Annotated in this window: 16 protein-coding genes and 2 pseudogenes; 9 read left to right on the top strand and 9 right to left on the bottom strand. The window is 45.1% G+C overall.

Features of this window, described 5'->3' with window-relative positions; all coding sequences use genetic code 11:
* Positions 1–211 precede the first annotated feature (211 nt).
* The 3 genes and pseudogenes from QT996_RS12110 to QT996_RS12100 form a co-directional block, all read right to left on the bottom strand.
* Positions 212–853 carry a cofactor assembly of complex C subunit B gene (locus QT996_RS12110; RefSeq protein WP_333046789.1) on the bottom strand — a complete coding sequence of 214 codons (642 nt, stop codon included), beginning with the start codon at positions 851–853 and terminating at the stop codon, positions 212–214.
* An 83-nt stretch (positions 854–936) separates the two neighbouring features.
* Entirely contained in the window at positions 937–1668 is a 732-nt protein-coding gene (rpaB, locus tag QT996_RS12105; protein WP_071587789.1) for a response regulator transcription factor RpaB, read from the bottom strand.
* A 145-nt stretch (positions 1669–1813) separates the two neighbouring features.
* Positions 1814–3054 (bottom strand): annotated as a pseudogene (locus tag QT996_RS12100) (RNA-guided endonuclease InsQ/TnpB family protein).
* Positions 3055–3171: 117 nt separating this feature from the next.
* Here QT996_RS12100 and radA point away from each other — a divergent pair.
* From radA to QT996_RS12075, 5 genes are all read left to right on the top strand, one after another.
* Complete coding sequence (gene radA, locus QT996_RS12095) at positions 3172–4728, top strand: DNA repair protein RadA (protein WP_333046788.1); 1557 nt, start codon at positions 3172–3174, stop codon at positions 4726–4728.
* A gap of 6 nt (positions 4729–4734) precedes the next feature.
* Complete coding sequence (locus QT996_RS12090; protein ID WP_333046787.1) at positions 4735–5004, top strand: DUF2281 domain-containing protein; 270 nt, start codon at positions 4735–4737, stop codon at positions 5002–5004.
* Positions 5001–5327 (top strand): type II toxin-antitoxin system VapC family toxin, encoded by a 327-nt coding sequence (locus tag QT996_RS12085; RefSeq protein ID WP_333046786.1) that lies wholly within the window; start codon positions 5001–5003, stop codon positions 5325–5327. The genes QT996_RS12090 and QT996_RS12085 overlap by 4 nt, the downstream gene beginning before the upstream one ends.
* 129 nt (positions 5328–5456) lie before the next feature.
* Positions 5457–6311, top strand: coding sequence for a TIGR02587 family membrane protein (locus QT996_RS12080; protein ID WP_333046785.1), 855 nt, complete (start codon positions 5457–5459; stop codon positions 6309–6311).
* The gene (locus tag QT996_RS12075) at positions 6308–6712 is read left to right on the top strand and encodes a TIGR02588 family protein (protein WP_333046784.1); all 405 of its coding nucleotides are present in this window, start codon (positions 6308–6310) and stop codon (positions 6710–6712) included. Before QT996_RS12080 ends, QT996_RS12075 begins: the two co-directional genes overlap by 4 nt.
* A 170-nt stretch (positions 6713–6882) precedes the next feature.
* Here the strand turns inward: QT996_RS12075 and QT996_RS12070 are convergent, their stop codons facing one another.
* From QT996_RS12070 to QT996_RS12050, 5 genes are all read right to left on the bottom strand, one after another.
* On the bottom strand, positions 6883–7476 hold the full coding sequence (locus tag QT996_RS12070; RefSeq protein WP_333046783.1) for a CPBP family intramembrane glutamic endopeptidase: 594 nt from the start codon (positions 7474–7476) through the stop codon (positions 6883–6885).
* Positions 7477–7522: 46 nt separating this feature from the next.
* On the bottom strand, positions 7523–8668 hold the full coding sequence (locus QT996_RS12065; protein WP_333046782.1) for a DUF3326 domain-containing protein: 1146 nt from the start codon (positions 8666–8668) through the stop codon (positions 7523–7525).
* Positions 8665–8856 carry a hypothetical protein gene (locus QT996_RS12060; protein ID WP_333046781.1) on the bottom strand — a complete coding sequence of 64 codons (192 nt, stop codon included), beginning with the start codon at positions 8854–8856 and terminating at the stop codon, positions 8665–8667. Before QT996_RS12060 ends, QT996_RS12065 begins: the two co-directional genes overlap by 4 nt.
* A gap of 57 nt (positions 8857–8913) precedes the next feature.
* Positions 8914–9231: a 2Fe-2S iron-sulfur cluster-binding protein gene (locus QT996_RS12055; protein ID WP_333046780.1), complete on the bottom strand. Its 318-nt coding sequence runs from the start codon at positions 9229–9231 to the stop codon at positions 8914–8916.
* Between the two features lie 812 nt (positions 9232–10043).
* Positions 10044–10310 (bottom strand): transposase, encoded by a 267-nt coding sequence (locus QT996_RS12050; protein WP_333046847.1) that lies wholly within the window; start codon positions 10308–10310, stop codon positions 10044–10046.
* A gap of 2 nt (positions 10311–10312) precedes the next feature.
* Between QT996_RS12050 and QT996_RS12045 the strand changes: the two genes are divergently transcribed.
* The 3 genes from QT996_RS12045 to QT996_RS28640 are packed head-to-tail and all read left to right on the top strand — an operon-like array spanning position 10313 to position 11260.
* Complete coding sequence (locus QT996_RS12045; protein WP_333046779.1) at positions 10313–10699, top strand: IS630 transposase-related protein; 387 nt, start codon at positions 10313–10315, stop codon at positions 10697–10699.
* Positions 10696–11004 carry a transposase gene (locus QT996_RS12040; RefSeq protein ID WP_333046778.1) on the top strand — a complete coding sequence of 103 codons (309 nt, stop codon included), beginning with the start codon at positions 10696–10698 and terminating at the stop codon, positions 11002–11004. Before QT996_RS12045 ends, QT996_RS12040 begins: the two co-directional genes overlap by 4 nt.
* Positions 11000–11260: a transposase gene (locus QT996_RS28640; protein ID WP_445304563.1), complete on the top strand. Its 261-nt coding sequence runs from the start codon at positions 11000–11002 to the stop codon at positions 11258–11260. The genes QT996_RS12040 and QT996_RS28640 overlap by 5 nt, the downstream gene beginning before the upstream one ends.
* A 142-nt stretch (positions 11261–11402) precedes the next feature.
* On the opposite strand, the gene QT996_RS12035 is transcribed toward QT996_RS28640, so the two are convergent.
* Positions 11403–11558 (bottom strand): hypothetical protein, encoded by a 156-nt coding sequence (locus tag QT996_RS12035; protein WP_333046846.1) that lies wholly within the window; start codon positions 11556–11558, stop codon positions 11403–11405.
* A gap of 18 nt (positions 11559–11576) precedes the next feature.
* On the opposite strand from QT996_RS12035, the pseudogene QT996_RS12030 reads away from it, so the two are divergent.
* Positions 11577–11817 (top strand): annotated as a pseudogene (locus tag QT996_RS12030) (hypothetical protein); the annotation flags it as partial.

The following is an 11817-nucleotide window of genomic DNA, read 5'->3' as shown; positions in this document are numbered from 1 at the left end:
CACCTAGAATGAGGCTAATCCGTCGTTAGCGCAGCCCTCGAAGACGATCGCACTTTGAGAGGGGTGGCATGGTGCAATCCCCAATTTAAAATCAAAAATCAAAAATCAAAAATCTAGAACCTAAAATCTAAAACCTAAAATTCACAATCTAAAACCTAAAACCTAAAATCTAAAATCTAAAATCTAAAATCTAAAATCTAAAACCTAAAATCTAAAATAGATTGATGGTATTTTCTAGTTTGTCCGCAATGCCTTCAACCCAGTTTTCATCTTGTTTTGTATAGCTGCGGGGCGCGTTAGCACCTAAGATTAAAACGCCTTGGGTGCCGATTGGCTGACAGATGACTCCTTGAGTATTTTCTGGCAAATAGTCAAATTCAATTCGCCCCGGATAAATATTGAGATTTACTAAATAAACTGGTTTATTTTTGTCGAGCACTCGCTGCAAAATCGGCCCTGGTTTGACTTCGGGATTGATGCCTAAAATGCCGCGCCGCAATAAAACTTTTCCCTGATACACAATTACGATCGACCTTGTGGCGGTATTTGTCAACAGCAAACGCGACGCCCAGGCTAATTCTATTTTCACTGCCTCCGGCAAATCCGGCGCAAATTCAAAACCTTCTTCGCCGATAAGTTTTACGGAATCGGGCGATCGCGCTTGCACCTGCTGCCACAGCAAACCTGTTAAAATCAGCAGAGCGCTAATAATTACTCCCAAAGCGTCCGATCGAGCTTGAGAATCTGTAATTTGCTCTGTCAACAAGCGGTTGACCATTAGCAGCGTACCTGCTAACCCTCCTGCAACTAAGGGCAATTGCCGCAAAACTTTATTGGGATCAGATTTAGTCATTAGTCATTAGTCATTAGTCATTAGTCATTGGTAATTGGTAGTTGGTAATTTAACTAATGCCAACTGCCAACTGCCAACTGACTTTATCCTACTTCTCCAATTTCGACAATTCGCTGGAAGAGATAGCCTGTGCCACGGGCGGTGAGAATTAATTCGGGATTGCTGGGGTCGTCTTCCAACTTTGCCCTAAGCCGCGAGATGTGAACGTCCACTACGCGGGTGTCTACGTGGCGTTCTGGCGTGTATCCCCAGACTTCCTGCAAAATTTCCGATCGCGAAAAAGGCTCTCCAGAACGGCTGACAAGCAGTTCTAACAGGCTGAATTCCATGCCCGTGAGGCGAATTCGTTCGTCGCCTTTGTAAACTTGGCGCTTGTTGGTGTCAATCCTAATATTGGTGACGTGGATGACTCCGGAGCTGGGAATTCCCGATGCGCCGTTTTTGTCAACCCGGCGCAGTACCGAACGGATGCGGGCTTCGAGTTCTTTGGGAGAGAAAGGTTTGACGACGTAATCGTCGGCGCCCAATTCTAAACCGGTGATGCGATCGGCTACGTCTCCCAAAGCAGTTAGCATGATGATGGGCACGTCGGATTCCTTTCGCAACTCCTGACAGACGCCGTAACCGTCTAGCTTCGGCATCATCACGTCCAAAACCACTAAGTCGGGTTCGGTGTTGCGAAATGTTTCGAGAGCTTCTTCGCCGTCAGCAGCGGTGACGACATCGTAGCCAATCATGGAAAGGCGAGTCTCCAGAATGCGGCGGATACTGGCTTCGTCATCGACTACCAGAATTTTTTCTTTATGGTTTTCCAAGTTACCGAGCACTCCTTAAGTTACATTTCAGATAATGTTAATTTTTTGTACCCTATCATAGAAGACACCAATTGAATCATATGTGGGGCTCGGTCTGAAAGCTTGATAATTGCTTTAACTCAAACTTTTCTAAATGTTATGGTGACTATTTATCATATTGACACTCCCCGACCTCAAGGCGCAGGGATTTTTGGTTCCGCGTCGTGACTTGCTGAGATAGGTTTGCACCAACCTCAGTAGCGGTCTCAACTCCCCAAACGTTTATTGGACTCGTCCAAAAGTTCCGACGTGCCCCGCCGTACTTAATCCTCGACTCAGGATATTTCTAGCTGCATTGTGGTCTCTATCTAGGACGCATCCACACTGACAAGCATGGGTACGGGTGGATAGAGTCTTTTTCACCACTGTCCCACAGCTAGAGCATTCAAGGCTCGTATAAGCTGGATTTACCGCAATCGTGATTTTCCCAAACACCTTGCCGAAATATTCCAGCCAAATACGGAACTGATACCAAGATGCGTCGTTAATCGATTTTGCAAGGCAGTGATTCTTTACCATATTTTGCACTCTCAAATCTTCATAGGCCACTACATCGTTTGATGTGATTACGCACCGCGCTAACTTGACAGCATGGTCTTTACGTTGCCTACTTATTTTGAGATGCCTCTTACCCAGAACCACCCGTGCTTTGCGACGATTGTTTGAACCCTTGACCCGCTTTGATAAGCGCTTTTGGGCCTTCTTTAATCTCAATTCACCTGTGCGGAGGAATCGGGGATTGATTGCTGTTTCACCGTTTGAATCGGTATAGAATTCCTTCAAACCCACATCTAACCCTAGAGCATTACCCGTTGCGGGGATAGATTCAGAGCGGTCTACGGAAATACTAAACTGAACATAGACACCATCAGCTCTCTTCACCAGTCGAACCCGTTTTACTTGATCTAAGCTATAGAAAAGCAGAGTGCGAGTCCCTTTCAGCTTGAGTTTACCTATCCCACATTTATCGGTGAAGGTGATTGATTTTCGGTCTTCTGCCAGTTTCCACCCAGAGGTTTTGTATTCTACAGAGCGACAATTTTTCTGGAATTGAGGGAAACCATTTTTCTTGAGAGTCTTTTTCTGGCAATTTTCGTAGAACCGAGTTATTGCAGCCCATGCCCGTTCTGCACTAGCCTGCCTTGCCATAGAATTTAATCTATTTGCAAAGTCAAACTCTTTTGCCAGAACAGCACAGTTCCGAGACATCTCTAACCAAGACTTAGCGTTGCCATCCATCCACAGCCTGAGCGATTTGTTCCGAATAAACTGAGTTATCCGAATCGCCTCGTCTACTGCAACGAACTGAAACGCTTTGCCGTAGGCTTTGAACTCAAGAACTAGCATGGTATTTCCTCCTATTCTTATAGTAGCACACCTAATATAAGAATGGCTTGAGATGCTACTATGGATTAACAAGTAGCCCTGAAGTGCGGGGCTTTAGACCCATCTTTTTGGTAAACAATGCCTAAGCCTCGAATACAATATATTTGTCGGGAATGCGGGTATGATTCACCACAATATTTTGGCAGATGTCCTAGCTGTCAGAAGTGGGATTCTTTTGACGAGCAGTTAGAGCAACCTACTGCTGGTGTGCCGCGGGCTGGTTTAACTGGGGTGACAACTAAGACAGTGGGCGGTTCGCCCCCTGATAAGTCGAAGGGTCAACCAAGGGTATCTTTCAGATTATCGCAGATTTCCGACCAAACTCAGTCTCGCTGGCCTTCTGGCTACGGGGAACTCGATCGAGTTTTGGGAGGCGGGATTGTTCCGGGTTCGCTGGTGTTGATTGGCGGGGAACCGGGAATCGGGAAATCGACGCTGCTGTTGCAGGTAGCGAATATGTTGGCCCGTAAGGATCGCATACTGTATGTCAGTGCGGAGGAGTCCGGTCAGCAGGTGAAGTTGCGATCGCAGCGTTTGGGCGTGGCTAATCCGGTTGAATTGTCAAGTAATGGCGGACATAAATCCGGCAGCAACGGGGAAGCTAAAAGGGATTCCGAGGATCATTCAGCGGAGAATTTCTACTTGCTTCCAGAGACGGATTTAGAAGTTGTTTTGCGGGAGTTGGAAGCGCTGAAACCGAATGTGGCGGTGATTGACAGCATCCAAACTATTTATTTTGCTAGTTTAACATCGGCTCCGGGTTCGGTGGCTCAGGTGCGGGAATGTACGTCTGCTTTGATGCAGGTGGCGAAACGGGAAAATATTACTTTATTTATTGTCGGTCACGTTACGAAAGATGGAGCTTTGGCTGGGCCGAGGGTTTTGGAACATTTGGTAGATACTGTACTGTATTTTGAGGGCGATCGCTTTGCTTCTCATCGACTTTTGCGATCGATGAAAAACCGTTTTGGCGCGACTCATGAAATCGGTGTTTTTGAAATGGTAGCCAACGGTTTGCGAGAAGTAGATAATCCGTCGGAGTTGTTTTTAGGGAATAGAGATGAATTTTCTCCGGGTACTTCGACGACTGTTACTTGCGAAGGAACTCGACCGATTTTAGTGGAAATTCAGGCATTAGTCAGCCCTGCGAGTTTCGGTTCGCCGCGCCGTACTACTACTGGTGTGGACAATGCTAGATTGCAGCAAATTTTAGCTGTTTTGGAGAAAAGGGTGGGGATTCCTTTATCTAAATTAGATGTGATTTTGGCGACGGTGGGCGGGTTGAAGGTGGACGAACCGGCCGCGGATTTGGCAGTTGCGATCGCCGTTGTGGCCAGTTTTCGCGATCGGGTAATCGATGCACGCACAGTTTTGCTCGGAGAAGTTGGTTTGGGGGGACAGGTGCGGCCGGTTTCGCAATTAGAGTTGCGGCTGAGGGAGGCGGCGAAATTGGGTTTCAAAAGAGCGATTATTCCTAAGAATCAGCCCGTACCAGAATTAGGGATGGAGATTATTCCGGTGGCGAAGGTAATTGATGCGATTATCGCAGCGATTCCAGCTACTCCGGCTCAGTTGCAGTCTGGTGATATGGAGTTACAGTCTGTTGATTTGGAGGAAGATGATTTGTTTAATTGAGTTAGAATGGTGATGTGGGAAATTGATAGTAAAAAGGCAGTAATTATGTATCAAGTAGACATTATTGAGGCCAAAGAAAAGCGTGTGGGATTAATCGAAGCGACGATGAGAGGCGAAGAAGTGGCGATTACTCAAGATAACCAGCCTGTTGTAAAATTGATAGTAATTCCTAAACAAGCTAAACCCAATCGGCAAGCAGGAAGTGCCAAAGTAATGGTTTGGATGTCCGATGATTTTGACGAACCGCTAGAAGAGTTTAAGGAGTATATGGAATGAGGTTGTTGTTGGACACTCATACTTTCATTTGGTATACGACAGACAGTTCGAGACTCACCGCAACAGGGCGATCGCTAATTGACCACGGAGAGAATGATATTCTCCTCAGTACAGCTAGCGTCTGGGAAATGGCTATCAAACATAATATAGGCAAACTGAGTTTTAGTAGGTCTTTTATGGAGTTTATCAAGCAGCAGATCGCAGTTAATAGAATTAATATACTGGAAATAACTTTCGATCAAATTGAGGTTGTGGCTTCACTGCCTTTGCATCACGGTGACCAATTTGATAGGCTGATAATTGCACAATCTGGCATTGCTTAATCTGGGTATGAAAAAAATAAGTTAAAAATCCAGAAGCTTTGTGGATACTGGTTTCTATGATTTGCATATTTAGTCTTTCATACCGTAAATCACCAACGCCCCTTTTTTGAGGTACGTTTTCACTAAAACATGAACAAATCAAAAAGACGTAAAAATCAGTGGTCAAATGAACTAAACGACATCATTCGAGGTGCATCGGGTGGCTTTTTGTTCGGGATTCCCCTGCTTTATACGATGGAGGTTTGGTGGATCGGTTCGTATACTAAACCAGCGGAAATGTCGATCGCGATCGCAACTACTTTTGTCGTCGTTTTCTTGCTGACTCGCACTGAAGGTTTTCGCAAAACTAAGGATATCCGCTGGCTAGATGCTGCAATCGATACCGTAGAAGCGATCGCCATCGGCATTGTCTGCGCGGCTTTTGTCCTGTTTTTGCTCAGGGAAATTACGCCGGAGACTCCGCTGCAACAAACTTTGGGGAAAATCATCTTTGAAGGCCTGCCGTTTGCCTTGGGAGTGGCCTTAGCAAGCGGTTTCTTGAGTGGCGATCGCTATCAAAGTTCAGACAGCGACAACGAACCTACGATTAATCCAACTGTAGCAGATATCGGCGCTACTTTAATCGGCGCGATGATCATTGCTTTCAACATCGCCCCTACTGACGAAATTCCCATGCTAGCGGCAGGTATTTCGCCCCCTTGGCAATTAGCAATTATCGCCGCCTCGCTGCTAATTTCCTACGGTATTGTATTTGTAGCAGGCTTTACTTATCAAGCAAAACGGCAGCAGCAGCAAGGGATTTTTCAGCGTCCCCTCAGCGAAACTGTCATGGCCTATTTAGTGTCGCTGGCAGCTTCTGCATTTATGATGTTTTTCTTCCAAAAACTCAGTTTTGACGACCCCTGGTCGATTTGGTTGAGCTATACGTTAGTATTGGGATTGCCGGCCACAATTGGCGGCGCGGCGGGGAGGTTGACCGTATGAGTGAAAGTAATAAAGAACAGCAGCCAAAAAAAACTTTTGCTGAATGGGCGACATTTGCGATCGCCTGCTCGATCCTTTCTCTCCTCATCGGACTCGTACTCTACAACTGGCTGGCTAAAAAGCAGGAACCTCCGGTTATTTCTGTCACTCGCAACGCGCCTATTCGCGAAACTCAAGGGCAATTTTACGTGCCGTTTACAGTTACCAACACGGGCGGCGAAACTGCCGAATCAGTGCAAATTATTGCCGAATTGCGCGTCAACGGTGAAGTCTTGGAATCCGGCGATCAGCACATTGATTTTTTGTCAAGCGGCGAAACTCAAGAAGGAGCTTTTATCTTCAGCCGCAACCCCAGTCAAGGTCAATTAATTGTGCGAGCGAGCAGCTACAAACTGCCTTAACACAGATCAAACTCGGCGGTTAAAACCTTTTCACCTCTGTGAACTCTTCCTCTTCCTTCGCGCCCTTAGCGTCTTCACGGTTCGTTCAATCTAAAAACCCCCTTGCGCGTTGGCATTTATTGCTATATTCTGCGCCAGCGCGATTTCAATGGGTTTGGAATTGCGTCGAACTAACGCTTCACCGCATTGTGTTCCCACTTCCAAACACAGCTAGAAATCAAATTCGTGCAGATATGAGCCGTAATTGGCACTAACAAATTCCCAGTAGCTAAAACGCTATAACCCAACAGCAATCCGACAGCCGTTGCCCAAACAGCATAAGGCCACTGATCCATGCCTCCCAAGTGCAGAATGCCGAAACAAAAACTCGATAAAACTAAACCGGTAACATTCAATCCCAAAGCAGACAGCATCACCCCTCGAAATAGCAATTCTTCGCTAAGTCCCGGCAGCAGTCCCAGCCAAATTAAATCCGGCCAAAACAAAGGTTTGAGCACTACTTCCAAGTAAACGTCTGCACTCCGGCGATAACCCGGCCAGAGGTGATAAACGATCGCACTGCCGCCTGTAATTGCCAGTCCGATCGCACATCCTTTGAGTAAGTCGATTCCTATCAATTTGACTGGCAAAAGCGATACAGATCCAAATAGCAACCACACTTTAGCTACCGCCAGCAACATAATTGCTGTCACGCCCATTGCTACTAAAACTTGGGTGCGCGTCAAGGGTTCAATTTCAGGATTTTCGGGAATTTTTTCTGCCACTTAATCACTTTTAGATTTGAGGTTTGAGATTTTAGATTTGTTTAGTTTAGTCAGACAAACAACGCAGGGAGGAGATGTCTGCACCCACGGAAGCTGGACTGATGCCGGCCCGCAAAGCTACCAAAACTCCGATCGCCTCTAAATATGAGTTTACCTGCAAAGCTTTGATTCCGAGTTTTTCTGGAGTCGCCTGCATCTGGGTTTTGTTGTCGCCCACAGCGATGATTTGTACCGACGATCGCCCACTCAAACTCAGAATAGCACTGCCACCGCACGCTGTGGCGGGTATCACCACCGCATCGACTCGATCAGCCCACAAACCCTGGGACTCGAAATCTCGCCTGTTTGCATAGAATTTCTCTCTTGTGGGGTGGGCATCTTGCCCGCCCAATACCTGCGACAGGCAAGATGCCTGTCCCACAGTAGGAGTGACAAATTGGGGAGCTTTGCTGAGGCCGGCAAGCACGCAAGGTAGGAAAGTATAGCCGATTTCCTCAGCAGCCGATCGCGGGGACAGGTGCGGATCGAGGGGAAGCGCAGACAACGCGGGGGCGTGGGCGCAGGGGATTTTAAACGTCCTGACGACGAGGTGACTGATCACAGCTTCCGCCCCGGCGAGGGGGTCAACTCCTTTGCCGCGGCGGTAGTTTTCGAGGGCGAGGCTGCCTTCATCGTCGGGAAATCTGGCTACAACTGCGATCGCCTCTACTCTTGCTTGTTTGATCAATTTTTCCGCAGCGCGCAATAAACTGTCTGGATTGCCGATCGTCCCCCAAGATGCCCCTGATTCAGAAATACGCAATTCTACTTGCAGAGGGCGATCGGTTAAAACACAATCGGTTATATTCAAACCCAATGTAGCTCTAGCAGCATCAACGGCTTGCAAGTGGCGCAACTGCAAGTCTGGTTCCATGCCGGCATCGAGGATTAAGCCGATGCGATTTTGATGTACCGGTTGGAGTCCCCAACATCCGGCAGCAAATTTGTCAAGGGCGTAACCTTCAACGTAGAGAGCGTTAGGTATCGGCCAATAAAGTTGAGCGCCGTTGAGGACGTTGGGGTGAGTGATCAGGGTGTCTGAAATTTGGGCGATCGCCCTAGCCACGGGCAGTGCATCTCCTGCAAAGCCCCCTATCGAGGCTCCAACGCCTGTGGGGACTATCAAAACCACTGTCAAAGGGCGGGGGTTCACGGTGTTGCCGGGGATACTTCCACGAGCACGTAGCCTTCTACCACAGCCTTTTGCCGATCGACATCCACATCTGTGACTGCCCACCGCAGGGGTTCGCCGTACTTTTGCAGTTCAATTTCAATAGCCGAGTGCAGTTGCTCGGCGGTCTCGTGGAGGTCAACTTCTGCGGAAATGAAATGGGTGGTCATAGGGCGATCCATAGTGGTTTTACCGCTAACGGTACTTAGGTCAATTTTAGCTTAGTCCTAGGATTTACCGAATTGGCGATCGTACACAATGTCTTCTTTTTCGGTTTCTATCTTCAAGTTCGATCGGGGATAAGCAACACACAGCAACACATAACCTTCTGCCTGAAGCTCCGGACTAACGCCCATGCCATCAACTTGATCAACTTCACCCTCAATAATTTTAGCAGCGCAAGTAGTACAAACCCCCGCATTGCAGGAGCTCGGCAACTCAATGCCGGCGGCGTTGGCGGCGCGGAGAATTTGTTTATCTTCGGGTACTTCTACGGTATAGGTACTGCCTTGGTGGATCAATTCAACAGTGTAAGTCTTAGACATATTTCAATTATTGGTTTTAATTCCCCAATTGGAATTTACGCTAGATTTGGAAACAAAGCAATCAGTATTTTACCGCTGTTTGTGCTTTTGTGCAATTTTATTTACAACTGCATTTTTTATTGATAATTTTTTATTAATTGGTTGGGGCGAGCGATCGGCATTTTGTCAATGACTTTTTCACAAATTATTACAAGCCTCACGGCGGAACTGTGCCACAAAGCACTTATACCTAATTAATTTTTTGCCTTCAAGCCAACAACTCATCAACCCAGGGTAAACGCATCTAAATTAATTTAACCAAAACGTGAATTTGTGCATTACTCAATAACTAAAAAAACATTCTTAAAATTCTTAATTTTAACCCTAATTGAGCAGATTAAATCAGAACCTTAAGATTTTCTGAACTTCTTATTTAAAGCCGGATAACTTGCCTTGTTAGATAGTAATAAATTTCGAGCATTAACTGGCATAGTTTAAAATTTGAACTAAATAATTATTGTCCATATAGGCTTTAGTTCATCGTTTGGAACGTGCATGAGTTCTGGTTAAACAAGCGTAATACTCCAGTCTCATCTAAAAATACGCTCATTTTTTGGCTCGATATACTTGACTTTTTACCAACACTATAACCTTAAGTTTATGACTCTTTCGGTTCCTGCTTGGCTACTCCTGATAGTTGTTTTTTCGATCTGATAGCCATTCATTAATTAGCTCTTCAGGAAAGAGTTTGATCACTTGATAAAAGTTATATTAATGGCCTTTTTCGAGGAACTCTACCCACCTTTTTTTGGATATTCCGTACTTACCGCTGCTCATTTTTCAGGAAAATGCCAAAAAAGTAAGGCCCCTATTTCAAAAATTATCAAATTTCTAAATCCAAAACCACACCTTTTTAAGAGCTTTAATTTAAGATTAATTCCCTCTACTATCTTATGAGTTATTCTTTTTTCAAAATACGCCACAATCTCTCCCAACCATCTTTTGATTGTTTCTACACTCTCTTTATAGTAGGGTTGTGCCTTTTTTACAGCACTTCCGGGTGTTATGAGGTACAATAAGAATAGATTAAAAAAATACATCAATGAAAGCATATTCAGTTGATCTGCGAAAAAAAATAGTAGCAGCCCATCAAGAACAGAAGCTGTCGATCAGAAAAACAGCAGCCATATTTTCCGTCAGTAAAAGCTTAGTTCAAAAACTGGTCAAGCAACAAAAAACCGAGGGAAATTTACAGCCGAAGCCCAGGGGGAAACCGAGATACAGTCCTGTGAATAATTCCACAGCAGAGTTGAGAGAAATAGTGGCACTACATCCCGATGCAACCTTACTAGAATTGTGTGAGTTATTTGCCGAACGGACGGGAAATTGGGTGGGTAGAACAGCCATGTGTAACGCGTTACAGAAGTTGGGATTAAATCGTAAAAAAAAACAGTCAGGAGTAGCCAAGCCGGAACAGAAAGAGTCATGAAGTTAAGGTTAGAGTATTGGGAAAAAGTCAAGCATATCGAACCTCTCAATCTAGTATTTTTAGATGAGACTGGAGTATTGCTAGGTTTAAACCGAACTCATGCACGTTCCCAACGAGGAACGAGAGCCTATGCGGTTAAACCTTTTTACCGAGGGAAAAAAGTCACAGTAATCGGTGCAATTAGTATCAAGCGAGTAGTGGCACTCATGACAATGGATAACTCAATGGATGGCAAAGCATTTGAGGTATTTATCGAAAAATGTTTAGTGCCACAGTTGTGGTCGGGAGCAGTAGACGTGAATTGATAATTTACCCGCGCATAAAGTAGATTCAATTACATCGATGATTGAATCTGTGGGTGCTTCTATTTTATGTTTGTCCCCATACTCTCCGGATTTTAATCCGATTGAATTATGGTGGTCGCAACTTAAATCTTTATTGCGAAAGTTTTCGCCAACGACCACTAAAATGGTTGATACGATAATTGCTGTGGCTCTTGACTTAATTAATCCGAAACATCTCAAAAACTGGTTTACTAATTGCTGCTACTGTACCTCATAACATCCGGAAGTGCTGTAAACAATCGGTTAATTCTAATATCCGTCACCCAAATTATTACTATTTTCAAATAAACTGTAAAAATATTCTTTTAAAGTGTGCATATTTTCTAGTATTTCTGAAGCATTTATTACTTGTTGTAATTTTAATTATTGTTGCTGGACAAGTTTTTTTCTAGTTTCAACAAGGTATATTTACTTGCTTTTAAACTATCCAATATTTTTGCTTTTTCTTTCAATTTTAGCGAGGATGATGCCTTTTTTTTGTCGATTCTCGCCTGATTTAATTCCTCATGAATCATTTTTGTCACATGAAATTTATCTACCTACCTTTAGAACCTGAATGGGAAGCTCGATTCGAGCCAAACAGTTACGGATTCAGACTCTTGTCGCTCATCCCATGATGCAATAGAAGCTATTCATACGGTAATCGCGCAAAAAGCCAAATATGTGCTGGGCGCTGACATTACCAAATGCTTTGACGGCGTGCGACGTGAAAGTCGTGTGTTAGGCGCATCAGCGCTATATGACAGAGAGGTCGTCCTCTCTAGGGATTCTCTT

This window comes from Microcoleus sp. S13C4 (assembly GCF_036700865.1).
Lineage (GTDB): Bacteria > Cyanobacteriota > Cyanobacteriia > Cyanobacteriales > Microcoleaceae > Microcoleus.
Note: the sequence above shows the minus strand (reverse complement) of the source record. Positions and strands in the feature narration are given on the sequence as shown.